23 protein-coding genes and 2 pseudogenes are annotated in these 25297 nt (G+C 66.2%); 21 read left to right on the forward strand and 4 right to left on the reverse strand.

The genetic code is table 11. The annotated features are described in order from the left end of the window. On the reverse strand, nt 1–581 hold a 581-nt coding region (locus ACH13J_RS09610), incomplete at its 3' end, for a PAS domain-containing protein (RefSeq protein ID WP_397543114.1). Between the two features lie 191 nt (nt 582–772). Here ACH13J_RS09610 and ACH13J_RS09615 point away from each other — a divergent pair. The 11 genes and pseudogenes from ACH13J_RS09615 (at nt 773) to phoB (ending at nt 10713) form a co-directional block, all read left to right on the forward strand. Then, nucleotides 773–1651 carry a YicC/YloC family endoribonuclease gene (locus ACH13J_RS09615; RefSeq protein ID WP_397543180.1) on the forward strand — a complete coding sequence of 293 codons (879 nt, stop codon included), beginning with the start codon at nt 773–775 and terminating at the stop codon, nt 1649–1651. Nucleotides 1652–1774: 123 nt separating this feature from the next. Further along, a complete protein-coding gene (gene gmk, locus ACH13J_RS09620) occupies nt 1775–2428 on the forward strand; it encodes a guanylate kinase (protein ID WP_397543181.1) in 654 nt (217 codons plus the stop codon). Continuing rightward, nucleotides 2425–2946 carry a DapH/DapD/GlmU-related protein gene (locus ACH13J_RS09625; RefSeq protein ID WP_397543115.1) on the forward strand — a complete coding sequence of 174 codons (522 nt, stop codon included), beginning with the start codon at nt 2425–2427 and terminating at the stop codon, nt 2944–2946. Before gmk ends, ACH13J_RS09625 begins: the two co-directional genes overlap by 4 nt. Before the next feature lie 5 nt (nt 2947–2951). Continuing rightward, nucleotides 2952–4010 (forward strand): sensor histidine kinase, encoded by a 1059-nt coding sequence (locus ACH13J_RS09630; protein ID WP_397543116.1) that lies wholly within the window; start codon nt 2952–2954, stop codon nt 4008–4010. A 170-nt stretch (nt 4011–4180) separates the two neighbouring features. Further along, a complete protein-coding gene (locus tag ACH13J_RS09635) occupies nt 4181–5161 on the forward strand; it encodes a substrate-binding domain-containing protein (RefSeq protein WP_397543117.1) in 981 nt (326 codons plus the stop codon). 115 nt (nt 5162–5276) lie between these two features. Then, nucleotides 5277–6653, forward strand: coding sequence for a phosphate ABC transporter permease subunit PstC (pstC, locus tag ACH13J_RS09640; RefSeq protein WP_397543118.1), 1377 nt, complete (start codon nt 5277–5279; stop codon nt 6651–6653). A 12-nt stretch (nt 6654–6665) separates the two neighbouring features. Continuing rightward, a pseudogene (locus ACH13J_RS09645) lies at nt 6666–7157 on the forward strand (DUF3333 domain-containing protein); the annotation flags it as partial. A 498-nt stretch (nt 7158–7655) separates the two neighbouring features. Next, nucleotides 7656–8462 (forward strand): annotated as a pseudogene (pstA, locus tag ACH13J_RS09650) (phosphate ABC transporter permease PstA); the annotation flags it as partial. A 14-nt stretch (nt 8463–8476) separates the two neighbouring features. After that, a complete protein-coding gene (gene pstB, locus ACH13J_RS09655; protein ID WP_397543119.1) occupies nt 8477–9274 on the forward strand; it encodes a phosphate ABC transporter ATP-binding protein PstB in 798 nt (265 codons plus the stop codon). Between the two features lie 9 nt (nt 9275–9283). Continuing rightward, nucleotides 9284–9997 (forward strand): phosphate signaling complex protein PhoU, encoded by a 714-nt coding sequence (phoU, locus tag ACH13J_RS09660; protein WP_397543120.1) that lies wholly within the window; start codon nt 9284–9286, stop codon nt 9995–9997. A gap of 26 nt (nt 9998–10023) precedes the next feature. Further along, nucleotides 10024–10713, forward strand: a complete 690-nt coding sequence (gene phoB, locus ACH13J_RS09665; protein WP_397543121.1) for a phosphate regulon transcriptional regulator PhoB — start codon at nt 10024–10026, stop codon at nt 10711–10713. A 45-nt stretch (nt 10714–10758) separates the two neighbouring features. Here phoB and ACH13J_RS09670 read toward each other — a convergent pair whose 3' ends face one another. Next, nucleotides 10759–11670 carry a LysR substrate-binding domain-containing protein gene (locus ACH13J_RS09670; protein ID WP_397543122.1) on the reverse strand — a complete coding sequence of 304 codons (912 nt, stop codon included), beginning with the start codon at nt 11668–11670 and terminating at the stop codon, nt 10759–10761. A 105-nt stretch (nt 11671–11775) separates the two neighbouring features. Here ACH13J_RS09670 and ACH13J_RS09675 point away from each other — a divergent pair, with 105 nt between their 5' ends. The 7 genes from ACH13J_RS09675 to ACH13J_RS09705 all read left to right on the forward strand — a co-directional run bounded on the left by ACH13J_RS09675 (nt 11776) and on the right by ACH13J_RS09705 (nt 21265). Beyond that, nucleotides 11776–12999: an acyl-CoA dehydrogenase gene (locus ACH13J_RS09675; RefSeq protein WP_397543123.1), complete on the forward strand. Its 1224-nt coding sequence runs from the start codon at nt 11776–11778 to the stop codon at nt 12997–12999. Between the two features lie 112 nt (nt 13000–13111). Beyond that, the gene (gene purC, locus ACH13J_RS09680; protein ID WP_397543124.1) at nt 13112–13873 is read left to right on the forward strand and encodes a phosphoribosylaminoimidazolesuccinocarboxamide synthase; all 762 of its coding nucleotides are present in this window, start codon (nt 13112–13114) and stop codon (nt 13871–13873) included. 12 nt (nt 13874–13885) lie between these two features. Further along, nucleotides 13886–14125 carry a phosphoribosylformylglycinamidine synthase subunit PurS gene (gene purS, locus ACH13J_RS09685; protein ID WP_397543125.1) on the forward strand — a complete coding sequence of 80 codons (240 nt, stop codon included), beginning with the start codon at nt 13886–13888 and terminating at the stop codon, nt 14123–14125. Beyond that, the gene (purQ, locus tag ACH13J_RS09690) at nt 14125–14793 is read left to right on the forward strand and encodes a phosphoribosylformylglycinamidine synthase subunit PurQ (RefSeq protein WP_397543126.1); all 669 of its coding nucleotides are present in this window, start codon (nt 14125–14127) and stop codon (nt 14791–14793) included. Before purS ends, purQ begins: the two co-directional genes overlap by 1 nt. A gap of 88 nt (nt 14794–14881) precedes the next feature. Next, on the forward strand, nt 14882–16621 hold the full coding sequence (locus ACH13J_RS09695; RefSeq protein ID WP_397543127.1) for a sensor histidine kinase: 1740 nt from the start codon (nt 14882–14884) through the stop codon (nt 16619–16621). A 28-nt stretch (nt 16622–16649) separates the two neighbouring features. Continuing rightward, the gene (locus ACH13J_RS09700) at nt 16650–17984 is read left to right on the forward strand and encodes a response regulator (RefSeq protein ID WP_397543128.1); all 1335 of its coding nucleotides are present in this window, start codon (nt 16650–16652) and stop codon (nt 17982–17984) included. 437 nt (nt 17985–18421) lie between these two features. After that, nucleotides 18422–21265, forward strand: coding sequence for an Rne/Rng family ribonuclease (locus tag ACH13J_RS09705; protein WP_397543129.1), 2844 nt, complete (start codon nt 18422–18424; stop codon nt 21263–21265). A 72-nt stretch (nt 21266–21337) separates the two neighbouring features. Here ACH13J_RS09705 and ACH13J_RS09710 read toward each other — a convergent pair whose 3' ends face one another. After that, nucleotides 21338–21586, reverse strand: coding sequence for a sulfurtransferase TusA family protein (locus ACH13J_RS09710; protein WP_397543130.1), 249 nt, complete (start codon nt 21584–21586; stop codon nt 21338–21340). A gap of 92 nt (nt 21587–21678) precedes the next feature. Here ACH13J_RS09710 and ACH13J_RS09715 point away from each other — a divergent pair, with 92 nt between their 5' ends. From ACH13J_RS09715 to ACH13J_RS09725, 3 genes are all read left to right on the forward strand, one after another. After that, complete coding sequence (locus ACH13J_RS09715; RefSeq protein WP_397543182.1) at nt 21679–22431, forward strand: cytochrome c biogenesis protein CcdA; 753 nt, start codon at nt 21679–21681, stop codon at nt 22429–22431. An 81-nt stretch (nt 22432–22512) separates the two neighbouring features. Next, complete coding sequence (locus ACH13J_RS09720; RefSeq protein ID WP_397543131.1) at nt 22513–23724, forward strand: hypothetical protein; 1212 nt, start codon at nt 22513–22515, stop codon at nt 23722–23724. Between the two features lie 53 nt (nt 23725–23777). After that, nucleotides 23778–25091, forward strand: coding sequence for a cytochrome P450 (locus ACH13J_RS09725; RefSeq protein ID WP_397543183.1), 1314 nt, complete (start codon nt 23778–23780; stop codon nt 25089–25091). Between the two features lie 82 nt (nt 25092–25173). Here the strand turns inward: ACH13J_RS09725 and ACH13J_RS09730 are convergent, their stop codons facing one another. Then, nucleotides 25174–25290 carry a lipoprotein gene (locus ACH13J_RS09730; RefSeq protein ID WP_397543132.1) on the reverse strand — a complete coding sequence of 39 codons (117 nt, stop codon included), beginning with the start codon at nt 25288–25290 and terminating at the stop codon, nt 25174–25176. Between the last annotated feature and the right edge of the window lie 7 nt (nt 25291–25297).

The raw sequence follows: 25297 nt of genomic DNA on the forward strand, positions 1-25297 counted from the left end.
GCCGCCCGCGATGGCCGGGGCGCCGCCGTTTGCGTCCGCTGGTCGGTTACGCAGAACCGGCGCGGCGGCCGGCCCGGCGGCCCGGACGTGACGAGACAGCCGAGCGCATGGTCGACCGCACCGGTTCGACCAAGCAACGGCAGCAGGAGCATCCGCCCCGTGAGTGCCGGCCGCGACACCCCGGCGGCGGAGCGCAGATCAAGCCGCAAGCAGGCCGGTCTGTCGAACAGTGCCGCGAGCGACTCGGCCAGATCATCGCGATCGGACGGCGCGATCAGGCAGCTTACCGGCATGCCGCGCACGTCCATGCCCATGAGCTCAGACAGATGCGTGCCCGCCACGCGGAACCGTGCCAGCCCAGGCGCGATCCGTTCGAGAAGAAATGTGTCGGGCAAAAGCGCCCCGATCGCGCGCGGTTCGACATCGGCACGCCTTGGCAGGGTGCCGCGTCCGCACAAGCTCTGCCAGTAATGCAGGAGCGCATCCGTCCGCCCCGCGGCGGGCTTGCTCTCGTCTTGGTGCAGGGGCGTGACACCACGAGAACCGCGCGGTGCATTGTGAGGCTGGAACCTGTCTTTCATCAGACGTTCTCCGGTTGCTGGGCCGGGTTTCCTAAAATTTAACACGACTTTTGAGCCAATTCGCGCGAAACCCCGTCCATTGGTTAACGCGCGGCCCGCGCTTGCCCCCGGCCGGGGGAATGGCTAGGACGGCAGGGTGCCGGTTGTGCCCGGCGCGGATCGGCAACGAGGGACGGCACGTGCTGAATTCGATGACGGCGTATGCCTCGGGCAGGGGCACATGGCATGGCCACGATTGCGCGTGGGAGCTGCGCGGCCTCAACGGGAAGGGGCTGGACCTGCGGTTGCGCCTGCCCGACTGGATCGACGGGCTGGAACCGGCCCTGCGCGGGCGCTTGTCCGCGGCGCTGGCGCGCGGCAACGTCACCGTGTCGCTGAAGGTGACCCGCGCGGAGCGCGGCGGCGCGCTGTCCGTCAACGAGGCCCAGCTGACGGACCTGCTCGATGCGATGGCCCGGATCGAGGCGCGCGCGATGGAGCAGGGCCTGACGCTTGCCCCGGCCACGGCGGCGGATCTTCTGGCCTGCCGCGGGGTGCTGGACGCGGGAGCTGGCGCGGCGGATACCGCGGCGCTGTCAAGCGATCTCCAGGCGGATTTCGAGAGGCTGCTGGAGTCGTTCCTGCGGATGCGTGCGGAGGAGGGGGCCAAGCTGTCCGGGATCCTGGCCGGTCAGCTGGACGAGGTCGCGCGTCTGACCGAGGCCGCCGCCGCGGCGGCAGAGGCGCGCCAGCCGGAAATCGAACGCGCGTTCAGGGCCGCGCTGGATCGCGTCACCACGGCAGCCCCGCCGGTTGACGAGGGCCGGGTCGCGCAGGAACTGGCGCTGCTGGCGGTCAAGGCCGACGTCACCGAGGAGCTGGACCGGTTGCGCGCCCACCTCGCCGCCGCGCGGGATCTGCTGGCGGCGGGCAGCCCCGTGGGCCGGAAGCTGGATTTCCTCATGCAGGAGTTCAACCGCGAAGCCAACACGCTGTGCTCGAAAGCGCAGAACACGGCGCTGACGGCGGTGGGGCTGGAATTGAAATCGGTCATCGAGCGGATGCGCGAACAGGTTCAGAATGTGGAGTAGCGCGCGGCATTTCGTTGGCCGCCGGGGGCGCGCCCGGGATGTGGCGCAGGGGGCTCTGCCCCCTCGGCCTGCGGCCTCACCCCCGGGGTATTTCGGCCAAGAAGATGCGCGGGCGCGGGTCAGCTGGAGGACGCCATGACAGACCGGCGCGGCATACTCATTATCCTGTCCTCGCCGTCGGGCGCGGGCAAGTCCACGCTCTCGCGCCGGCTGCGGGACTGGGATAGCACGATCTCGTTCTCGGTGTCGGCCACCACGCGCACGCCCCGGGCCGGCGAGGTGGACGGGCAGGACTATCACTTTCTCTCGGAGCCGGCGTTCAAACGGCAGGTGTCCGAGCAGGGCATGCTCGAGCACGCCCACGTTTTCGGGAATTTCTACGGCTCGCCGCGGGCGCCCGTCGAAGAGGCCATCGGGCAGGGGCGCGACGTGTTGTTCGATATCGACTGGCAGGGCGCGCAACAGATCCAGAACTCGGTGCTGGGCCAGCACACGCTGTCGATCTTCATCCTGCCGCCCTCGATCGCCGAGCTGCGCCGGCGGCTGGAGGCACGGGGCCAGGATGCGCCGGACGTGATCGCGCGGCGGATGCAGAAGAGCTGGGACGAGATAAGCCACTGGGCGGAATACGACTATGTCCTGGTCAACGACGACCTTGAGGAGACGGACAGGCGGCTCAAGACCATCATAGAGGCCACGCGGCTCAAGCGGATCCAGCAGCCGGGGCTGAGCGCGCATGTCCAGGGTTTGCAGCGCGAATTCGAGGAGCGGCAATGACACTGTACACGCTTGAGGGGCACGCGCCCCGGATCGCCGAGGACACGTGGGTTGCGCCCGACGCCAACCTGATCGGGCAGGTGGTGCTGGAGGAGGGTGCCTCGGTCTGGTTCGGCAGCACGCTGCGCGGCGACAACGAACCCATCGTCGTGGGCGCGGGCAGCAACGTTCAGGAAAACTGCGTCATGCACACCGACATGGGGTACCCGCTGACGATCGGGCCGGGCTGCACCATCGGCCACAAGGTGATGCTGCACGGGTGCACCCTTGGCGCGAACACGCTGATCGGCATGGGCGCCACGGTGCTCAACGGGGCGCGCATCGGGCGCGACTGCCTGATCGGGGCGGGCGCACTGGTGACCGAGGGCAAGGAAATCCCCGATGGCAGCCTCGTGATGGGGATGCCGGGCAAGGTGGTGCGCACGCTCGACGCCGACGCCATCGCGGGGCTGCGGGCCAGCGCCCGGCATTACCAGGAGAACATGCGCCGCTATCGCGAGGCGCTGAGAGAGGCCTGAGGGCCATGCACGCCGACAGCATCTCGCCGCTTCTTGACGCGATCCCGCTGCCGTCGCTGTTGATCGGGCAGGGCGAACGCGTGCTGGGCGCCAATCGCAGGGCGGCAGCGCTGCTGGGGCAGGGGCTTATCGGGCGGCACTTCATCACGGCCTTGCGCCAGCCCGCGATCCTTGACGCGATCGAGACCTGCCTGCGTGCGGGCCGCACGACCACGACACGCTACCTGTCGCGCGATGGCGGGCAGGATACCGCCTTCAACGTGACCTGTTCGTCCGTCGACACCGAGCTGGTGCATGGCGTGCTGGTCTGTTTCGAGGACGTCACGCAGCTGGAGCAGGCCGGCCAGATGCGGCGCGACTTCGTCGCAAATGTCAGCCACGAGCTGCGCAGCCCGCTGACCGCGCTTCTGGGTTTCATCGAGACGCTGCGCGGCCCGGCCCGCAACGATCCTGACGCCAGCGAGCGGTTTCTCGCCACGATGGAGCAGGAGGCCCACCGGATGGAACGGCTGGTGCGCGACCTGCTGTCGCTCAGCCGGGTCGAGGCGCAGGAGAGGGTGCGCCCGACCGATCCGGTGGACGTGGCCGCCGTCGCCGCCGAGGTGGTCCACGCGCTACGGCAGGTGGCGGGGGACAACGACGTGACCATTGCCACGCAGCTGCCGGACGCACCCGTCACGGTGGCCGGCGATGCCGACCAGTTGCGGCAGGTGATAACCAACCTTTTGGAAAACGCGATCAAGTATGGCGGGCGCGGCAATACCGTGGCGCTGTCAGTGCACACCACGGAGCGGGATCCCGCCCTGCGCGGACCGGCGGCGGTGATCGGGGTGCGCGACGAAGGGCCGGGGATCGATCCGGCGCACATCCCGCGACTGACCGAGCGGTTCTACCGCGTGGACAGCCACCGCTCGCGCCAGATGGGGGGCACCGGGCTGGGCCTGGCGATAGTCAAGCACATCGTCGGGCGGCACCGCGGGCGTCTGCGGATCGAATCGTCGCCGGGAGAGGGCAGCGAATTCCGCGTCGTGCTGCCGCGGGAGCGGCACGGGAACCGGGCATGAGCGCGGGTCATGCCGATGGCCGCGACGGCCGGGCGGAAAAATTCAGGGCCGCGGGCCGGACTGTCATAAAACCGTTACATCGCTGTAACAAAAGCGTCGCGCGATATCACTAGCACCGCCGGCGAGGCCATCGCTGTCATGGCCCGTCAAACCGAAATCAGGAGCTATACATGTCCTTTGTGAAACTGACCGCCTCTGCTCTGGCGATCGCTGCCGTTTCCGCGACCGCCGCCTCGGCACGCGACCAGATCCGCATCGTCGGCTCGTCGACCGTGTTCCCGTTCGCCACCGCGGTTGCCGAGCAGTTCGGCAAGACGACCGAATTCCCCACGCCCGTCGTCGAGTCGACCGGCTCGGGCGGCGGCCTCAAGCTGTTCTGCGCCGGCGTCGGCACCGAGCATCCCGACATCACCAACGCGTCGCGCCGCGTGAAGATGTCCGAGGTCGAGATGTGCAACGAGAACGGTGTCGAGTTCACCGAGGTGGTCGCGGGCTATGACGGCATCGTGGTTGCCAACGCCGACTCCGGCCCCGACTTCGAACTGAGCCGCGCCCAGCTGTGGGAAGCTCTGGCCAAGAATGGCCCGAAGCCGACCACGTGGGACGAGATCGACCCGGCCCTGCCGATGGAAGAGATCGAGGTGCTGGGGCCGCCGCCGACATCGGGCACCCGCGACGCCTTCGAAGAGCTGGTCATGGAAGCGGGCTGTGAAGAAGCCGGCGGCGAGGACTGCGGCGAAACCGGCATGGAAATCCGCGAGGACGGCCCCTATGTCGAGGCCGGCGAGAACGACAACCTGATCGTGTCCAAGCTGGAGGCCAACGACCGCGCCCTGGGCATCTTCGGCTTCTCCTTCCTCGACCAGAACGCCGACGTCATCAAGGGCGCCGTGGTCGACGGTGTCGAGCCGACCTTCGAGAACATCGCCTCGGGCGACTACCCCGTGTCGCGCTCGATGTACTTCTACATCAAGCACGCCCATGTCGGCGTGGTCCCCGGCGTGATCGAGTACGCCACCGAATTCGTCAACGCCAATGGCCCCGACGGCTATCTTGTCGATATCGGCCTGATCCCGGTTGGCGACGACATCATGGCCAAGAACAAGGACGCGGTGGAGAACCTGCCGGCCCTGACGCCCGAAAACTACTGATCGCCCGGTGCGATCATCCCTGCCGGGGGCGGTGCGCTGCCCCCGGCGCGCATGTTCGGGCCGCGCCGTCTGGCCGTGAGCCCGATACAGGTCCGCCGCAGTCCGGAGCCCGATAATGGTCTTCTCGCTCTTCCTGGCCGTGCTGGTCATGGCCATCGCCGCCTTTTTCCTGTCCAGCCGCCGCGCGACGCTGCTTGCCGCCGAGGACACGGTTTCGCTGCATTCCCGCCCGTCCTATCATGGATTGCACAGCCTGCTCTGGGTGCTGTTGATCGGCTGGGGTGCGCTGGTCGTCACCGTCGTTCTCGGCAACTGGTGGGTCACTTCCACCCTGCTGGCCGAAATCGCGGATGCGCGGCCCGACGCCGCCTTCATCGAGCACCAGCTCATCCTGTCCGATGCACGTGCGCTGGCCGAGGGGCGGATTTCCTCGGAAAGCGGGATCTTGCGAGACCAGGTGGCGGAACATTTCGGCCGTCTGGACACGATCCACCTTTGGGTGATGGCGCTGCTGACCCTCGGCGGCGCGATGCTGGCCGGGCTGCTGTCGTTTTCGCGCGTGTCGCCGGAATGGCGCGCGCGCAACCGTTCCGAGACAGTGATCCGGGCGATCCTGCTGGTGATGGCGGCGATCGCGATCATGACGACCATCGGGATCGTCCTGTCGCTGATTTTCGAAACCGTCCGGTTCTTCAACGCCATCGACTGGCAGGTGCACGATTACCTTTTCGGCACGACGTGGAGCCCCCTGTCCGGCGTGTTCGAGGGCAAGATGGACGCCGAGAAGGTCGGCGCACTGCCGCTCTTTGCCGGCACGCTGCTGATCACGGTGATCGCCATGCTCGTGGCGGTGCCGGTGGGCCTGTTCGCGGCGATCTACCTGTCGGACTTCGCTTCGACCAAGGTGCGCTCGGTCGCCAAGCCGATGCTGGAGATCCTCGCCGGTATCCCGACGGTGGTCTACGGCTTCTTCGCCGCGATCACGCTTGCGCCGCTGCTGCGCGACGGGGGCGAGGCGATCGGAATACGCGTGGCCAGCGAATCCGCCCTGGCGGCGGGGATCGTGATGGGCATCATGATCATCCCCTTCATATCCTCGCTGAGCGACGACGTGATCAATTCCGTTCCGCAGTCGCTGCGCGACGGCTCGCTCGGGCTGGGTGCAACGCGCGCGGAGACGATCCAGCAGGTGGTGCTGCCCGCCGCCCTGCCGGGCATCGTTTCGGCCGTGCTGCTGGCTATAAGCCGCGCGGTGGGCGAGACGATGATCGTGGTGATGGCCGCGGGGCAGGGCGCCAACCTGACAGCCAACCCGCTGGAGGCGGTGACGACCGTGACGGTGCAGATCGTCGCACTCATCACCGGCGACACCGAGGCAGAGACGGCAGCCGGGCCTGCCTTTACCCTGGGCTTCACCCTGTTCGTGATGACCCTGCTGATGAACATGGCCGCGCAGCGGCTGGTCGCGAAGTTCCGCGAGAAGTACGACTAGGGGACCAGAGACATGGTTGACACCGCAGCCCAACCCGAAGGCCGCCGCTTCGATCACGGCAGCATCAGGCAGGGATCGAGCCGCCTGCGCAAGCGCCGCGCGGCAGAGCGCCGGCTCAAGGCTTACGGGATCATCGCGATCGCCGTCGCGGCGCTGGCGCTGGTTTCGCTGCTCGGGTCGGTCTTTGGCCAGGCCTCGCGCGCGCTGACCGAGCATTACGTGACGGCCGAGGTGACGATCGATCGGGAGGCGCTCGGCATCGGGGCCGATCCGGCGCAGGATACCATCGCGCGCGCCGACTTCGACGCCCTGACCACCACGGTCATGCGAGAGCTGTTCCCCGGCGCGTCCGGCCGCACCGAACGCCGCCAGCTGGGCGATATCCTGTCAGGTGGCGCATCCTTCGAGCTGGCTGACCGTGTCGCCGCCGACCCGTCCCTGCTGGGCGAGACGATCACGCACCGGTTCCTCGCCTCGGACGTGACGGACCTCTATCTCAAGGGGGAGTACGGTCGCCTGCGCGAGCGCGAGGTCTCGGGCGTGCTGTCGGTCAGCGAGCGCGCGGATGGCCGGCTGGCCGTGTCGACCAGCGCCAACGACTTCGCCGCTGCGCTGACACAGGTCAAGGAGCACCTCTACGTCGATGCCGACTCCCTGCGCCGCAAGGCTGCGCGGCAAGCCAATGCCGTGCGCGTCTACGGCGAGCGCGCGGAGGCAGCCGACACCGAGGAAGACCGTCAGCGGCAACTCGAAAAGGCGGAACGCGCCGACGAAAAGCGCCAGGCGCTGATCGACGAGGCCGAGGCGCTGGAGGCCCGCGCGGCGGGGGCCGGCGGCGCGGAGGAGGTCGACGACGAGAATATCTCGCTTCTGATCAAGGCCGGCGGCGGCTGGATGCGGCTGACCGAGGTCAATCGCGCGCAGGCCCGCGGCGAGATGCTGACGCGCATGGACCTGCCCATCGAGGACAGCGCGGAGTGGGCATTCTACACCAGCACCGCGCCCGAGGCTGACCGCAAGGTGAGCGACCGACAGATTGCATGGATCGAGACGCTGAAGGACCGCGGCCAGATCGAGGAGACGTTCAACTGGCGTTTCTTCACCTCCGCCGACAGCCGCTCGCCCGAGCTGGCGGGTATCCGCGGCGCATTGGTCGGATCGTTCTGGACCATGCTGGTGACCTTCTGCCTCGCCTTCCCGATCGGGGTTCTGGCCGCGATCTATCTCGAGGAATTCGCGCCCAAGAACCGCTTTACCAACTTCATCGAGGTCAACATCAACAACCTTGCCGCGGTGCCGTCGATCGTGTTCGGCCTGTTGGGGCTGGCTGTGTTCCTAAACGTGTTCGGCGTTCCGCGCTCCGCACCGCTTGCGGGGGGCATCGTCCTGGCACTGATGACGCTACCGACCATCATCATCGCGGCGCGGGCGGCGATTCAGGCGGTGCCGCCCTCGATCCGCGACGCCGCGCTCGGCGTGGGGGCCTCGAACGTGCAGGCCAGCTTTCACCATGTGCTGCCACTGGCCATGCCGGGCATCCTGACCGGCACGATCATCGGCATGGCCCAGGCCCTTGGCGAGACGGCGCCTCTGATCATGATCGGGATGGTGGCCTTCATCGTCGACGTGCCCACCGGCATCACCGACAGCGCCACTGTCCTGCCGGTACAGGTGTTCCGCTGGTCGGATTTCCCCGAGCGCGCCTTCGAGGCCCGCACCGCCGCGGCGATCTGCGTGCTTCTGGGCTTCCTTGTGTTGATGAACCTGCTGGCCATCCTGCTGCGCCGCCGGTTCGAGCGCCGCTGGTAACGAAAGGAACAGGCATGTACGATACATTGAAAACGGAGCGCACCGTGGACACCAAGGAAATCAAGTTCTCGGCCCGGGACGTGCAGGTCTTTTACGGCGACACCCATGCCATAAAGGACGTCAACGTGGACATCGAGGACAAGACGGTGACCGCGTTCATCGGCCCGTCGGGCTGCGGCAAGTCGACCTTCCTGCGCTGCCTCAACCGGATGAACGACACGATCTCCATCTGCCGCGTGGAGGGCGATATAAAGCTCGACGGCGAGGACATATACGACAAGAAGGTGGACCCGGTCCAGCTGCGCGCCAAGGTCGGCATGGTGTTTCAGAAGCCGAACCCCTTTCCCAAGTCGATCTACGACAACGTGGCCTACGGCCCCAAGATCCATGGCATGGCGAAGAACAAGGCCGAGCTTGACGAGATCGTCGAGACCGCTCTCAAGCGTGCCGCCTTGTGGGAAGAGGCCAAGGACCGGCTGGAAACACCGGGGACCGGACTCTCGGGCGGCCAGCAGCAACGCCTGTGCATCGCCCGCGCCGTGGCCACCGAGCCCGAGGTCCTGCTGATGGACGAGCCGTGCTCGGCACTCGATCCCATCGCCACGAGCCAGGTGGAAGAGCTGATCGACGAGCTGCGCACCAATTACTCGGTGGTGATCGTCACCCACTCCATGCAGCAGGCCGCGCGGGTCAGCCAGAAGACCGCCTTCTTCCACCTGGGCAACCTGGTGGAGTTCGGCGAAACGGGCCAGATTTTCACCAACCCCACCGACGAGCGGACCGAGAGCTACATCACCGGGCGCATCGGGTAAGGAGCACACATGCAGGACGAACACATCGCCTCGGCCTACGACCGGGATCTTGAAGCGATCCAGGCCCAGATCATGAAAATGGGCGGGCTCGTGGAGGACGCGATCCTGAACGCGGCGACCTCGCTGGAGACGCGCGACGAGGAATTGGCCGAGAAGGTCCGCGAAGGTGATCGCGCCATCGACGGGCTGGAGGAACAGATAAACCATGAAGCGGCGCGCATCATCGCCCTACGCCAGCCCGCCGCCGTTGACCTGCGCGTGATCCTCACGGTCATGAAGCTTTCGGGCAATCTCGAACGCATCGGCGACTATGCCAAGAACATGGCCAAGCGCACGACGGTCCTGTCGCAGATGCAGCAGATCCCCGGGGCGCCCGCGGCCATCCGGCGGATGACCAAGGAAGTGCAGCAGATGCTCAAGGAAGTGCTGGATGCCTTCGTGCAGCGCGATCCCGATCTGGCCCGCGACGTGATCCACCGCGACAAGGACGTGGATCAGATGTATACCGCGCTGTTCCGCGAGTTCCTGACCTTCATGATGGAAGATCCGCGCAACATCACCGCGTGCATGCATCTCCATTTCATCGCCAAGAACACGGAGCGCATGGGCGACCATGTCACGAACATCGCCGAACAGGTCATCTACATGGTCACCGGCGAAGTCCCCGAGGAAAAGCGCCCCAAGGAGGACCGCACCTCAAGCGATCCCGAAGTGGCCCCCTGACGAGATGATTTACAGGACCTGAAACCATGACGTCCGACCAGCCGCGTGTTCTTTTGGTTGAAGACGATCCCGCCCAGCTCGAAATCCTGACCTACAACCTGGAAGCCGACGGGTTCGCCGTCTCGCGCGCCGAGGACGGCGACGAGGCGCTCATGCTGGCCGAAGAGGCGGTGCCCGACGTGATCCTGCTGGACTGGATGCTGCCCAACGTCTCGGGCATAGAGGTGTGCCGCCAGCTCAAGACCCGGCCCGACACCCGGGGTGTGCCGATCATCATGATCTCGGCGCGCTCGGAAGAGGTGGACAGGGTGCGCGGGCTGGAAACGGGCGCCGACGATTACGTGGTCAAGCCCTACTCGGTGATCGAGCTGATGGCGCGGGTGCGTGCGCAGCTGCGCCGGACCCGGCCCTCGACCGTGGGCGAGCGTCTGGAGTTCGAGGACATCCTGCTCGACAGCGAGACACATCGCGTCACCCGGGGCGGGCAGCCGCTCAAGCTGGGACCGACGGAGTTCCGCCTGCTTTCGACGTTCATGGAACAGCCCGGGCGCGTCTGGTCGCGCGAACAACTGCTCGACAGGGTATGGGGGCGCGACATCTACGTTGACACCCGCACCGTGGACGTCCACATCGGGCGGCTGCGCAAGGCGCTGTGCCAGCATGGCGGCGACGATCCCCTGCGCACCGTGCGCGGGGCGGGCTACGCGCTCGGCTGAGGCGGGCGCGCGGCGCCGGTGCCGCCCTCCGTGGGCGTCGGACGGTCACCGCGGCAGGCGGTCGTCCTCCTCGGTCTGGGTGGCCAGCCAGTCGCGGAATGTCACCAGCGCACGGTCACGCGACTTGGTCACCGGCCAGACGAGGTGATAGGCGCCGGGCGCGGGCGTCGGACCGCCCCACGCGGGCCTCAGCCGGCCGGTGGCGATGTCCTGTGCCGCGAGGTAGTCTGGCAGCAGCGCCACCCCCAGCCCGTGCAGGGCGGCCTGCGTGATTGTGGCGAACTGGTCGTGGATCGTGCCGGTGACGGCGTCCGCCACGACACCGTGCGCCAGGAACCATGCCTGCCACGCCTCGGGCCGCGTCTGGATGTGCAACAGCGGCAGGTCCAGCAGGTCCGCCGCCTGCCGTGGCGGGGATGCGTCGAGAAGCGCGGGTGCGGCCACCGCCACCACGGTTTCCTCACGCAGCTTGAGCGCCTGCGTGTCCGGCCAGTCCGCTTTCCCGAAATGTATCGCCGCATCAAGGGGTTCCGCGGCGAAATCGAACGGCTTGAGCCGGGTCGAGAGGTTGATCGTCACCTCGGGATGGCGGCGGGCGAAATCGGGCAGGCGGGGCACAAGCCAGCGCATCCCGAAGGTGGGCAGGATCGCCAGATCGAGGCTGCCGCCAGCCGGGTTTACGGTCAGCCGCAACGACGCCTGCGTGATCTTTTGCAGGGCATCGCGTATCTCCGCGGCATAGGCCTCTGCCTCGGGCGTGAGCACAAGACGCCGCCCCTGCCGGAATACGAGCGGCTGGCCCAGCTGGGTTTCGAGCGCCTGAAGCTGGCGGCTGACGGCGCCCTGCGTCAGGTCGAGTTCGTCCGCGGCCGCCGTGGCGCTGCCCAGCCGGTCGAGGGTCTCCAGCGCCCGCAAGCTGGCGGTTGACGGCAAAAGGCGTCTTGGGGCAGGGGACATATATGCGTTTCACTCATGGGTTGATGCAGGTTTGTCGCTTTTTCTTACCGAAATTTCCGACTAAACTCCAGAAAACTTGATGTACCGGCATAAGGAGTGACCGAGATGAGCCTCGACGCCCCGCAGATCCGCGCCAAGGACAAGCCCAACCTTGGCACCTTCGACTGGCAAGACCCGTTCCGGCTTGGTGATCAGCTGGCCGAGGACGAGCGCATGATCGCCGAAAGCGCGCGCAGCTTTGCACAGGAGGTGCTGCAGCCGCGGGTCAAGGCCGCGTACGAGGAAGAGGCGGTCGATCCCGGCATATTCCGCGAGATGGGGAATATGGGCCTTCTGGGCACCACCATTCCGGAGGAACATGGCGGTCTGGGCGCCGGATACGTGTCCTACGGACTTGTCGCGCGCGAGATCGAACGCGTGGATTCGGGCTATCGCAGCATGATGAGCGTGCAGTCGAGCCTCGTGATGTATCCCATTCACGCCTATGGCAGCACGGCACAGCGCGAAAAGTACCTGCCCGGTCTGGCCAGTGGCGAGTTGATCGGCTGTTTCGGCCTGACCGAGCCGGATGCCGGCTCGGACCCTGCGGGGATGAAGACCCGCGCGGAAAAGACAGAGACCGGCTATCGCCTGACGGGCTCCAAGATGTGGATCTCCAACAGCCCCATCGCCGATGTTTTCGTTGTCTGGGCCAAGTCCGAGGCGCATGGCGGCAAGATCCGTGGCTTCGTTCTTGAAAAGGGCGCCAAGGGCCTGTCCGCGCCCAAGATCGAGGGCAAGCAGTCGCTGCGTGCCTCCGTCACGGGCGAGATCGTCATGGACGGGGTCGAGGTGGGCGAGGACGCGCTCCTGCCCAATGTCGAGGGGCTCAAGGGGCCGTTCGGCTGCCTCAACCGCGCGCGCTATGGCATCGCGTGGGGCGTGATGGGCGCGGCAGAGTTCTGCTGGCAGGCCGCGCGCCAGTACGGCCTTGACCGGCACCAGTTCGGCCGGCCCCTCGCCAACACCCAGCTTTTCCAGAAGAAACTTGCCGACATGCAGACCGAGATCGCCCTGGGGCTTCAGGCCGCGCTGCAGGTTGGGCGGCTCATGGACGACGCACGGGCCGCGCCCGAGATGATCTCGCTCATCAAGCGCAACAACTGCGGCAAGGCGCTCGACATCGCGCGGATGGCCCGCGACATGCATGGCGGCAACGGGATCTCTGGCGAATACCACGTTGTCCGCCACATGATGAATCTTGAAACGGTGAACACCTATGAGGGGACGCATGACGTTCACGCGCTGATACTGGGGCGGGCGCAAACCGGGCTTCAGGCATTCTTCTGATCCCTCGGCGCGCGTACCGGCTCGTCTTGCGGCGGGCGAAGCCATGCCTTATGAGATGCCCAAGGCCCGGGCGGGGAGTCGTCCCCGCCGGGCCGCATGTATTGGAGTCGGAATGGCGCGACGCAAGAAGATCTACGAGGGCAAGGCAAAGACCCTTTTCGAAGGACCCGAGCCCGGCACGATCGTTCAGTATTTCAAGGATGACGCGACGGCCTACAATGCCGAGAAACAGGATGTTATCGAGGGCAAGGGCGTGCTCAACAACATGTTGAGCGAATACTTCATGTCCGGCCTGACCAATGTCGGCATCCCCAACCATTTCCTCAAGCGGCTGAACATGCGCGAACAGCTTGTGCGCGCCTGCGAGATCGTCCCGCTGGAGGTGATCGTGCGCAACTATGCCGCCGGGTCCATGGCGCAACGGCTGGGAATCGACGAGGGCACGCAACTCCCCCGCCCGATCGTCGAGTACTGCCTCAAGGACGACAAGCTGGGCGATCCGCTGGTCACGGAGGAGCACATAGCCGCCTTCGGCTGGGCCAGCCAGCAGGACATGGATGACATCCTCAGCCTTGCGCTCCGCGTCAACGACTTTCTCTCGGGCGTCATGTACGGCGTCGGCATCCGGCTCGTCGATTTCAAGATCGAGGTGGGCCGCGTCTACGAGGGCGACTATCAGCGCCTGATCGTCGCCGACGAGATCTCGCCCGACAGCTGCCGGTTGTGGGACATCGAGACCGGCAAGAAGCTCGACAAGGACGTGTTCCGCCGCGATCTCGGAAACCTGACGGACGCCTATTCCGAGGTCGCCCGGCGGCTCGGGGTCATGCCCAAGGGCGCGACGCAGATCACGCGGCCGACGTTGATCAACTGAAGGGGCAACGCCATGAAGGCACGGGTGCATGTGATGCTGAAAGACGGGGTGCTGGACCCGCAGGGCGAGGCCGTGCGCCACGCGCTCGTCCAGCTCGGCTTCGAGGGGGTCGACAGCGTCCGGCAGGGCAAGGTGATCGAACTCGACATTGCCGAGACCGACCACGACAAGGCCCGCGCGCAGGTTGCCGAGATGTGTGAAAAGCTGCTCGCCAACACGGTAATCGAAAGCTATTCGGTGGAGCTTGCGTAATGCACGCGGCCGTGATCGTCTTTCCCGGCTCGAACTGCGACCGTGACATGGCCGTGGCCTTTCGCAATGCCGGGGCGCGCGTCTCGATGGTCTGGCACAAGGACACGGAGCTTCCCGCGGGCGTCGATGTGGTCGGCGTGCCGGGCGGGTTTTCATTCGGCGACTACCTGCGCTGCGGGGCCATCGCGGCGAATTCGCCGATCTGCCGCTCGGTCGTCGCCCATGCCGGCCGGGGCGGCTACGTTCTGGGCATATGCAACGGCTTTCAGGTGCTGACGGAAACCGGGTTGCTGCCCGGCGTGCTGCTGCGCAACGCAGGGCTGAAATATATCTGCAAGGCGGTTGGCCTGACGGTCGAGACGACAGACAGCGCCTTCACCTCGGGATATAGGGCCGGAGACACGATCACCTTGCCGATCGCGCACCATGACGGGAATTACTTTGCCGACGACGCTACCCTCAAGCTATTGAACGACGGCGACAGGGTGGCATTCCGCTACACCGAAAATCCCAACGGCTCGGTTCAGGATATCGCCGGCATCCTGTCGGAAAACCGCCGCGTTCTGGGGATGATGCCGCATCCCGAGCGCATGGCCGACCCCGCGCATGGCAACATCGAGGGCCGCACGATGTTCGACTCCCTCGTCGGGGCGCTGCAGGCCGCTTGAGTGCTTGAGGCCCGGAAGCGCGCGGCGTAATCTTTTCACCATGGTCTTGCCCACGCCACATCCGCCGGACAAGGGACCGGGCGGGAAGATGCGCACGCTGAGCTGGCGGGCGCGGCTTTCGCTTGTCGCGCTGATCGTGCTGGCGGTCGTCATCGTGGCGGTAACCAACAGGATGCTGACCGACCGCTTCACCGAGACCACGCGCAACCGGGCCGAACTGCGCCTGGTGCTCTACAGCGGCAACCTGCTCAGCGAGTTGCAGCAAAATGCCATCGTGCCACAGCTGCTCTCGCGGGACCCCGCGCTCATCTCGGCGCTGGCAAGCGGCGATTTCTCGCAATCCTCGCAGCGGCTGATCACCTTTAACGAGGAGATCTCGGCAGCCTCCCTGACCCTGCTGGACAAGGACGGCCGCGTGGTGGCCGCGACGAACCGCGAAACGATCGGCCGCTCCTACGGGGATTCCCCGATATTCGTGGATGCTCTTCGATCGAAAAACAATATTTTCAACATCTTGCAGGATGAAACCGGGCGGTTCAGGTTCTACTATTCCCGCCGGGTCGAAACCCAGAAGGGGCTGGCGGGGGTCATCCTGGTCGAGGTCGGGCTGGGCAAGTACGAACGGGCCTGGGCGGGCATCTCGGACGCGGTGATGGTCACCGACAGCGAGGGGCGGATCATCCTCGCCACCGAGCCGCGCTGGCGGGGCCTGACAGAGAAGGAGGCGCTGGCCAAGGAGCCGCCCTCGAGCGCGATCCAGCGCGCGCTGCAGGCCACCGCGGACTGGAACACGCTGCCGCCGGATGCCTACGTGCAGGGCGAGGCGGTTATGCGCGTGGGCGGGCGCGTGGCCTTTCGCGGATGGCGCATCGCCAGCTTCACCACCTATGCCAGCGTGCGCGAGAAGGTGAACGGCGTACTGGCCATCGAGATCATGTGCTTTGCGATCCTGCTGGCGCTCGCCTTCTACTTCCTGAACCGCAAGGCGACGGTCCGGATGGCCGTTTTCCAGCGCGAGTCGGCGGAGCTTCGCGCACTCAACGCCCGTCTCCAGCGGGAAATCGCCGAACGGCAGAGGGTTCAGGAAAACCTTGCTGTCGCCGAGCAGACGCTGGCGCAAAGTTCCAAACTGGCGGCCCTGGGCGAGATGTCGGCGGCCGTCAGTCACGAACTGAACCAGCCGCTGGCAGCGATGAAGACCTACCTTGCCGGCGCCCGGCTGCTGCTGAACCGCAACCGCCCGGAAGAGGCGCTCGCCTCCTTCCAGCGCATCGACGACCTGCTTGAACGGATGGGCAAGATCACGCGCCAGCTCAAATCCTACGCCCGGCAGAGCGGCGACGAGTTCCGCCCCGTCAACCTGTCGGAGGCGCTGAATTCAGCCCTGTCCATGATGGAGCCGCAACTGCGCCAGCGCGAGGTGAAGATCAACCTGACCCTGCCCGACGAGCCGGTGATCGTCATGGGCGACCAGGTGCGGATCGAGCAGGTGATGGTCAACCTGTTGCGCAACGCGCTCGATGCCACGCAGAACGTGCCCGACGCGGCCATAGACATCCTGCTGGCCGTGGGCGAGACGGCCGTGCTCACGGTGCGTGACAACGGCCCCGGGATCGAGGACATCGAGAACCTGTTCGAACCCTTCTACACCACCAAGCATCCCGGCGAAGGCGTCGGGTTGGGGCTGGCCATTTCCTCGGGCCTCGTGGCAGAGATGGGCGGGCGGCTGACCGCGCGCAATGCAACAGATGGCGGCGCCGTTTTCGAGATGCAGGTGCCGATCCTGCCCGACGGGGCCGATGCGAGCGGTCGCCCCGCCGCCGAATAGCAGGCCCATCAAGCGAGAGAGACCAACAATGCCGAGCGCCATGAAAATCGCCATCATCGACGACGAACGGGACATGCGCCAGTCAATCAGCCAATGGCTGGCGCTGTCGGGCTACGACACGGAGGCATTCGCGTCGGCCGAGGCGGCGCTGGAGGTTCTGGGGCCGGATTACCCGGGCATCGTGATCACCGACATCAAGATGCCCGGCATGAACGGCATGCAGTTCCTCAAGAAGCTGATGGGCACAGACTCCAGCCTGCCCGTCATCATGATCACCGGCCACGGCGATGTGCCCATGGCCGTGGAGGCGATGCGGGTGGGGGCCTTCGATTTTCTCGAAAAGCCCTTCAACCCCGAGCGCATGAACGAACTTGCCAAAAAGGCCGCGAGTGCGCGGCGCATGACGCTCGACGCGCGTGCGCTGCGGCGCGAGCTCAGCGATGGCGGCCAGTTGATGAAAAAGCTCATCGGCTCAAGCCCGGTCATGGAACGGCTCAAGGAGGACATCCTCGATCTGGGACAGGCCGACAACCACGTCCTGATCGAGGGCGAGACCGGCACCGGCAAGACACTGGTTGCCCATGCCCTGCACGCGGTCGGCGCGCGGGCGGGCAAGAAATTCGTGCTGGTATCATGCTCCGCCCACGAGGAAGACGCGCTGATGAAGCGCCTTTTCGGCCCGGTGCAGCCCGAGGACAGCCAGCTGCCCGCCGTCGAGGAGGCACGCGGCGGCACGCTGGTGCTGGAGGATATCGAGACGCTGAGCGAGGCGGCGCAGAGCCGGTTGTTGAGCTTCATCAACGAAGAGGGCACCCCGCCCGAGGTGCGCATCGTGGCGATCTCGAACATGCAGGAGCAGAACCGCACCTGCGAGGACGCACTGCGCCCCGACCTGTTCTACCGTCTCGGCAGCCTGCGCCTGACGGTGCCGACGCTGCGGCAACGTGGCGAAGACGTGCTCACCCTTTTCTCCGCGTTCACCGAACAGTTCGCCGAGGATTACGGCTGTGCCGCGCCACAGGTGAACGCGCAGGAGGCCGCGCAGCTCTTGCAGGCCCCGTGGCCGGGCAATGTGCGCCAGTTGATCAACGTGGCCGAGCGGGCCGTGCTGCAGACCCGCCGCGGCAGCGGCACGATCGCGTCACTGCTGATGTCGGACCACCAGGAGATGCAGCCGGTGATGACCACCGAGGGCAAGCCGCTGAAGGAATACGTCGAGGCGTTCGAGCGGATGCTGATCGACAACACGATGCGTCGGCACAAGGGGTCAATCGCCGCGGTCATGGACGAGTTGTGCCTGCCGCGCCGGACCTTGAACGAAAAGATGGCCAAGTACGGCCTGCAGCGGTCGGATTACCTCTAGGGGCTGACCGCGCCGCCGGCGCTGCCCATTTTGTCATTGTATTTCGCCCCCGGAACGCTTTAATGTTGTGAAATGCGCCGGGGTTGGTCCCGGCGGCACCGAGTTTCGCTGTTTCAGACAATTGCCGGACGTGCTTTCCGCAGCTCTGAACAGACCGATTGGGCCCGCCAAGGATGGGCCACCCGCATGCCAGCACACCGTTCCGATCGGGTCGTGCCGGCCCCGAGTTGGCCCGTGACGGGCCGGAGAAGAAGAACCGCGATGAGGCGCGCGAGACCGATACAGGCTTTGACCATTGGCACCGTGTGCGGTGCAGGGTCTCGATCGTGTGCAGTCGCCCCCAGACAAAAGCCGCCCGTGTGCGCTGTCCCCGCCCGCCGAAGGTTCGCCCTCGGCTTGTCGGGACCGGCCGGCAGAGCGCGGCTGAGAAGCAGGACATGTCAAAGAAAATGCTCATCGACGCCACCCACGCGGAGGAAACCCGCGTCGTGGTGGTCGACGGAAACAAGGTCGAGGAATTCGACTTTGAATCCGAGAACAAGCGGCAACTTGCCGGCAACATCTATCTGGCCAAGGTAACACGGGTCGAGCCGTCACTTCAGGCGGCTTTCGTGGATTACGGGGGGAACCGCCACGGTTTCCTCGCGTTTTCCGAGATCCACCCCGACTACTACCAGATCCCGGTGGCCGACCGCGAGGCGCTGCTGGAGGAAGAACGCGCCTATGCCGAGGAGCAGCAGGCCCGCGAGGAGAGCGAGGACAAACCCGCCAAGCCGTCGCGCCGTCGGTCCTCCAAGAGCAAGGCGGCCAAGACGGAAACCGACGACGCCGTGACCACCTCCGACGAGATTTCGGGGATGGAAACCATCGAGCTTGATGCAGAGTCCGAGGCCGAGGCCGCCGCGCCCGGCGAGGGCCTGTCGCCCATGGAAACCGTCCCCGAAACCCCGGTCGAAGAGCCCGGGAGCACGGAAGGCGAAACGTCCGAGGATGATCAGCCGCAAACCGGGGCAGGGGAGGCCGGACCCGAACAGGCGCCCGCCGCCGCGGACACGCAACAGCGCGCCGCGGCGCCGGCCGATACCGGCGGTGAAGCCGCCAAGAACGGGCACGGCGGCAACGGGTCTGCGCCGTCGGGACGCAAGCGGGCCGATGCGGCGTCCAAGGACGACATGATCGAGTCTGTCGCGGACGACGATGACAGCGAGGATATCCGTCCCCCCCGCAAGCCGCGCCCGCGCAAGTACAAGATCCAGGAAGTCATCAAGGTGCGCCAGATCCTGCTGGTGCAGGTGGTCAAGGAAGAGCGCGGCAACAAGGGCGCGGCGCTGACCACCTATCTCAGCCTTGCCGGCCGCTACTGCGTGCTGATGCCCAACACCGCCCGCGGCGGCGGCATATCCCGCAAGATCACCAACGCCGCCGACCGCAAGAAGCTCAAGCAGATCGCATCCGAGATCATCGTGCCCCGCGGCGCCGGCCTGATCGTCCGTACGGCTGGCGCCAAGCGCACGAAGGCCGAAATCAAGCGCGACTACGAGTATCTGCAGCGGCTTTGGGAACAGATCCGCGAGCTGACGCTCAAATCCATCGCGCCTGCGCAGATCTACGAGGAAGGCAACCTGATCAAGCGGTCGATCCGCGACCTGTACAACCGCGAGATCGACGAGGTGCTGGTCGAGGGCGAGGCGGGATACCGCGTGGCCAAGGACTTCATGAAGATGATCATGCCGTCCCATGCCAAGAACGTGAAGCACTACCAGGATCAACTTCCGCTCTTCGCCCGTTACCAGGTCGAAAGCTATCTCAGTTCGATGTTCAACCCGACGGTGCAGCTCAAGTCGGGCGGTTACATCGTCATCGGCGTGACCGAGGCGCTGGTTGCCATCGATGTCAACTCGGGCCGCGCCACCCGCGAGGGCTCGATCGAGGAGACGGCGCTCAAGACCAACCTGGAGGCGGCCGAGGAAATCTCTCGCCAGCTTCGGCTGCGTGATCTTGCCGGGCTGATCGTGATCGATTTCATCGACATGGACGAGCGCAAGAACAATGCCGCCGTCGAGAAGCGCCTCAAGGAAAAACTGAAGTCGGATCGCGCGCGGATACAGGTCAGCCGCATCTCGGGGTTCGGCCTGCTGGAGATGAGCCGCCAGCGCCTGCGTCCGGGCATGATCGAGGCCACCACCCAGCCATGCCCGCACTGCCACGGCACCGGGCTTATCCGGTCGGATGACAGTCTCGCGCTCTACATACTGCGCCAGCTGGAAGAGGAAGGGGTGCGCCGCCGCTCGCGCGAGGTTCTGGTCAAGTGCCCCGTGAGCATTGCGAATTTCCTGATGAACCACAAGCGCGAGCATGTCGCGCGGATCGAGGCGCGGTACGGGTTGTCGATCCGGATCGAGGGCGACCCGGTGCTGATCAGCCCCGATTTCACCATCGAGAAATTCAAGACCGCGACCCGCAAGGTCGCCGAGGCCGCGCCGGTTGTCTCCGTCGACAGCTCGCCGGTCGCGGACGTGCCCGAGGAAGAAGCCGAGGACGTCACCGAAACTGCCGCTCCCGACAAGACCGAGAGCGAGGGCGAGGGCGAAGCAGAGGGCAAGCCCAAGAAACGCCGCCGCCGGCGCCGCCGCCGCTCGAAATCTCGGTCGGGCAACGCGAACGAGCAGGCGAACGGGGAAACCGCGGCCGCCGACACGCAGGAGCCTGCAGACGCATCGACCGACAGCGAACCCGCCGGTGAACAGGCACCCGCCGACGCGCCCGCCGAAACGCCCGAAACCGCGGCACCCGCAGATAGTGCCGCCGAGAAACCCAAGCCGAAGCGCACGCGCAAGCCGAGGGCCTCGTCCAAGAAGAAGGCCGAGGAAACCGCGGAGCCGTCAGGCGAGGCAAAACCCGCCGAAACCGACACGCCGGCGGCCGGCCCTGATGCGAATGCCGATGCGGCCGACGCGGCGGACGAACAGAAACCGGCGGAACCAGAAAAGGCCAAGAAGAAGCCCCGGTCGCGAAAGAAAAAGACGGACGGGCCCGCAGAGGAGGCGGCAGAGGCCGCTAGCGACGCCGAAGCGGCACCGACGGAAGACACGCCGCAAGACGATAGCCCGGCCCCTGAACCGGCTGCATCCAAACCGGCACCAGAGCCGGAGACGCAGACACCGGAGCCAAGCCGCGAGCAACCGGCAGAGGCCGAGCCGGAGCCCGCGCACGCCGGTGCCGAGTCTGCCGAGGCAAAACCAAAGCCCAAGCGGCGGGGGTGGTGGTCGATCGGCCGCTGAGCCGTCGACGTCAGATACGTGCTGTCCCGGCCCGCGGTGGCCGGGACACGCTGACCGCCCTGCCGCGACCGGTCAGGTGCCTGCCGTGCCCTTGGCGCGTTTGCGTACGCGGAAAACGTTGTAACCCTCGCATTCCGCCAGCCCCAGATATTCTTCTCCCGACTCCGCGCAGAAATGCTGAACATCGACCACGGCCGCGGGGTCGTCGGCCCAGAGTTGAACGACACTGCCGGGCGTCAGCGCCTTCAGCCGTTTGCGCAGCTTGAGGACCGGCAGCGGACATAGCAGGCCACGGGCGTCGAGTGTCTCTTGGCAGGTCATGTCCGCGGCATAATCGCCCCGTAACGGCCTGTCCACAGGGTTGTGACATCTGGCCCCGTGACCCGGCGCAACCGATGGTCTATGTCATCGACATGTTCGGAATCGAAATCATCGACGCGGCGCTCCTGCCCGCCATGACCGTGGCGCTCGTGGCCGGGATCATTTCGTTTCTCAGCCCGTGCGTCTTGCCCATCGTGCCACCCTACCTCGCCTATATGAGCGGGGTCACGGTCAGCGACCTGTCAGCCTCGGGGCGGCCCCGATCGCGCGCGGTCGTGCCGGCGCTCTTCTTCGTGCTGGGGCTTTCGACGGTATTCCTGTTCCTTGGCTTCGCGGCCTCCGCGGCCGGCGTGGCCCTGTTGAAGTATCAAAGTTATTTCAACGTGGTCGCGGGTATCGTCGTGATGGTGTTCGGTGCGCATTTCGTGGGCGTCTTCCGTATCGGGTTCCTCGACCGGGAGGCACGCGTGGACGCGGGTGACCGGGCGGGCACATCGTTCGGTGCGTATGTGCTGGGTCTGGCCTTTGCCTTTGGCTGGACACCGTGCATCGGCCCGCAGCTCGGGGCGATCCTGTCGCTCGCGGCAGCCGAGGCGTCGGTGACCCGTGGCACGGTCCTGTTGGCCGTCTACGCCGCGGGGCTCGGGGTGCCGTTTCTGCTGGTTGCCGCGTTCTTGCCGCGTCTTGGCGGGCTGATGACATGGATGAAACGGCACATGGAGCAGATCGAGCGCGTGATGGGCCTGCTGTTGTGGACGATCGGGCTTTTGATGCTCACCGGCGGTTTCTCGGCATTCTCCTACTGGCTTCTGGAAACGTTCCCATCGCTGGCGGCACTCGGCTGAGCCGCGCCATCCTTTTCGACCGACCACGTCTTACTCTTGCCCGAATGGCACGCTAGGCTGTGCGCCAAGACGAGGTGAGGCATGAGCAGCTGCCCGATATCGACGGTGCACCGCCGGCGCGTTTTCTACGTGCCGGGTTACGACCCGATACACCCCCGCCGCTACCGCGAGCTCTACCGCAAGGAGGCTGCGGAACAGGCGAGAATATCGGCGTATGATATTGATATAAAATCGAAACATGGGGGCGGGCGATATGGCTGGAACGTCACGGCAGACATCGAGGGCGCGCAGGTCCGAGCCGAGTTCGAGGTTCTGGTCTGGTCCGATATCGTGCGGGACAGCATGGAACAGGGCATATTGGGAACCTACGTTCAACTCGTCAGAACGGCGTGGGTCTACATCGCCTCCGGCGCGTTGTTCCGGCTGGGCGGGTTGCGCAAAGGGCCGGTGATCGCCGCGCTCTACCCGGTCGCGTTCCTGCTGGCGCAGCTGGCCATTGCACTTCTTCTGGCCTGGGTCCTGGGGCGCTTTCTGGCGCTTTTGCACCCCTGGCTGGCCTGGGCAGGGCTGGCCATGGTGCCGCCGGTGCTGGAATGGTTCCGGCGCAGGGACAACAAGTTCTTTGCCTATTACCTGATGCATGATTACGCCTATTCCGCGCGGCACCGGGGCGCCGAGCCGCCCGAGCTGCGCGCGCGAATGGCCGAGTTCGCCGACGAGATCGCCGCGGCGCTGGAAACCGACGTCGACGAGGTGCTGGTCGTTGGCCATTCCTCCGGCGCGCACCTGGCCGTATCGGTGCTGGCCGACGTCATCCGTGACGGCCGGGTGCGCAAGGATGGCCCGGTGCTGTCATTCCTGTCGCTGGGGCAGGTTGTGCCGATGGTGTCGTTCCTGCCCGGGGCGCACCGCCTCCGGGGGGATCTTGCCTATCTCTGCACGCGGCAAGAACTGACATGGGTGGACGTAACGGCGCCAGGTGACGGTTGCGCCTTCGCGCTGTGCGACCCCGTGGCGGTCAGCGGTGTGGCGCCGGAAACCGGCAAGCGCTGGCCGCTGGTCCTGTCCGCCGCGTTCACCCGCACGCTGAGCCAGGCACGCTGGCGCGCGCTGCGCTGGCGCTTCTTCCGCCTGCATTTCCAGTATCTTTGCGCCTTCGACCAGCCCGGCGACTACGATTATTTCCGCATTACGGCCGGTCCGAAGACCCTTGGCCAGCGGTTCGCGGAGCGCGCCCCGTCGCCGAGCCGGATCGAACGGCCCGCCGCCGGATACACCGGGGTCGCGCCGTGACGCGGCCGCCCAAACCCCCCGCGCGCGAGGGGCGCGTGTCACTGGCACGCTACATGCGCCTGTTCCGGCAGGACATCCTCTCGGCGCAGCCCGCGCGGCTTTACCGGGCGTGGATGGCGGAATTCCGTACGCCTTTCTTCCGCTCGTTCCTGTGCAACCAGCCGTCTCTTGTCGATCTGGTGCTGAAGGACCGGCCCGACGATTTCCCGAAATCGAACCGTATCCGAGAGGGGCTCCGCCCGCTTCTGGGGAATTCGGTTTTCGTTACCAACGGCGCGACGTGGAAGCGGCAGAGGCGCATCATCGATCCCGCTTTCGAGGGCGGCCGCCTGCGCGACACCTTTCCGGCAATGCGCGCGGCGGGGCAGGGCGCCGTGCAGCGGGTCGGACTCAAGGCTGACGGCCAGCCCGTTGAAATCGAGGAAGAAACAAGCCATGCGGCGGCGGATGTCATTTTCCGGACGCTGTTTTCCATCCCGATCGAACACGACGTGGCGCGGCAGGTCTTCGAGCAATTCCGCGACCACCAGCGCACGCAACCGGTTCTCAACCTCGGCGCCTTGATACCCTTGCCGGGGTGGTTGCCACGCCTCCACCGCCGCCGCACGCGCGAGACGGCCGCGACCATCCGCCGCCTAATCACGCGGCTCACAATCGATCGCATGACGGCGATCGCGGCGGGCGAGGCGCCCGACGACCTGGCCACGAAGATCATGACAACGGTTGACCCCCAAACCGGTGACTGCTTCGACACAGAAGAGATGGTCGACCAGGTCGCTATCTTCTTTCTGGCCGGCCATGAAACCAGCGCCTCGGCGCTGGCCTGGGCGCTTTACATGCTCGCACTTCATCCCGAATGGCAGGACCGGCTGGCGCATGAGGCGGCCGAGGTCTGCGGGCCGGATGGCCCGTCCTTCGCGGATGTGGGCCGGCTTAGGGTGGCGCGCGATGTCTTCCGCGAGACGTTGCGGCTCTATCCGCCCGTGCCCATGATGGTGCGCGAGGCGGCCTGCCCCGAGCGCTTTCGCGACCGCGACGTGCCCCGCGGCAGCCAGATCGTGCTCAGCCCATGGCATCTGCACCGGCACGAGCGGCTCTGGGACCGCCCCGACGATTTCGACCCCGGCCGCTTCGCGACCGAGAACGGACGAACCTGCCTGCGCGAGGCATATATCCCGTTTTCCGCGGGCCAGAGGGTCTGCACAGGTGCCGGTTTCGCGATGATGGAAGGGCCGCTTATACTGGCCATGCTGGTACGGGCGTATCGCTTCGCGCAGGCCCCCGGCCGGCCGGCGATGCCGGTGGCGCATCTGACCGTGCGGGGCAAGGACGGGATTTGGCTGAAGATCACGCCACGCGAACGATGACAACCCGCCACGGGCCGGGACAAATGCCACTTTCCGCATCCACGCGATGCGGGTTCGGCCCCTTCGCAGCGGGCGTGAAGCTTCAGAACCAGCTCTGTACGCCGCGCGCCGCACCCGAGATGTCACGGCCGATCCCGTCGACCGTTGCGCAACCCGACAGCGCCGCCGCGATCAGCGTCAAAGCAACCAGCCTTTTCATGGCGTCC

Origin of the sequence: Roseovarius salis, assembly GCF_044472985.1 — a bacterium.
In the GTDB taxonomy this organism is placed as follows: Bacteria; Pseudomonadota; Alphaproteobacteria; order Rhodobacterales; family Rhodobacteraceae; genus Roseovarius; species Roseovarius salis.

Coding starts and splice junctions, on each gene's coding strand:
- ACH13J_RS09615 (WP_397543180.1), top strand. CDS start 773: ATGACGGCGTATGCCTCGGGCAGGGGCACATGGCATGGCCACGATTGC.
- ACH13J_RS09625 (WP_397543115.1), top strand. CDS start 2,425: ATGACACTGTACACGCTTGAGGGGCACGCGCCCCGGATCGCCGAGGAC.
- ACH13J_RS09630 (WP_397543116.1), top strand. CDS start 2,952: ATGCACGCCGACAGCATCTCGCCGCTTCTTGACGCGATCCCGCTGCCG.
- ACH13J_RS09635 (WP_397543117.1), top strand. CDS start 4,181: ATGTCCTTTGTGAAACTGACCGCCTCTGCTCTGGCGATCGCTGCCGTT.
- pstC (WP_397543118.1), top strand. CDS start 5,277: ATGGTCTTCTCGCTCTTCCTGGCCGTGCTGGTCATGGCCATCGCCGCC.
- pstB (WP_397543119.1), top strand. CDS start 8,477: ATGTACGATACATTGAAAACGGAGCGCACCGTGGACACCAAGGAAATC.
- phoU (WP_397543120.1), top strand. CDS start 9,284: ATGCAGGACGAACACATCGCCTCGGCCTACGACCGGGATCTTGAAGCG.
- phoB (WP_397543121.1), top strand. CDS start 10,024: ATGACGTCCGACCAGCCGCGTGTTCTTTTGGTTGAAGACGATCCCGCC.
- ACH13J_RS09670 (WP_397543122.1), bottom strand. CDS start 11,670: ATGTCCCCTGCCCCAAGACGCCTTTTGCCGTCAACCGCCAGCTTGCGG.
- ACH13J_RS09675 (WP_397543123.1), top strand. CDS start 11,776: ATGAGCCTCGACGCCCCGCAGATCCGCGCCAAGGACAAGCCCAACCTT.
- purC (WP_397543124.1), top strand. CDS start 13,112: ATGGCGCGACGCAAGAAGATCTACGAGGGCAAGGCAAAGACCCTTTTC.
- purS (WP_397543125.1), top strand. CDS start 13,886: ATGAAGGCACGGGTGCATGTGATGCTGAAAGACGGGGTGCTGGACCCG.
- purQ (WP_397543126.1), top strand. CDS start 14,125: ATGCACGCGGCCGTGATCGTCTTTCCCGGCTCGAACTGCGACCGTGAC.
- ACH13J_RS09695 (WP_397543127.1), top strand. CDS start 14,882: ATGCGCACGCTGAGCTGGCGGGCGCGGCTTTCGCTTGTCGCGCTGATC.
- ACH13J_RS09700 (WP_397543128.1), top strand. CDS start 16,650: ATGCCGAGCGCCATGAAAATCGCCATCATCGACGACGAACGGGACATG.
- ACH13J_RS09705 (WP_397543129.1), top strand. CDS start 18,422: ATGTCAAAGAAAATGCTCATCGACGCCACCCACGCGGAGGAAACCCGC.
- ACH13J_RS09710 (WP_397543130.1), bottom strand. CDS start 21,586: ATGACCTGCCAAGAGACACTCGACGCCCGTGGCCTGCTATGTCCGCTG.
- ACH13J_RS09715 (WP_397543182.1), top strand. CDS start 21,679: ATGTTCGGAATCGAAATCATCGACGCGGCGCTCCTGCCCGCCATGACC.
- ACH13J_RS09720 (WP_397543131.1), top strand. CDS start 22,513: ATGAGCAGCTGCCCGATATCGACGGTGCACCGCCGGCGCGTTTTCTAC.
- ACH13J_RS09725 (WP_397543183.1), top strand. CDS start 23,778: ATGCGCCTGTTCCGGCAGGACATCCTCTCGGCGCAGCCCGCGCGGCTT.
- ACH13J_RS09730 (WP_397543132.1), bottom strand. CDS start 25,290: ATGAAAAGGCTGGTTGCTTTGACGCTGATCGCGGCGGCGCTGTCGGGT.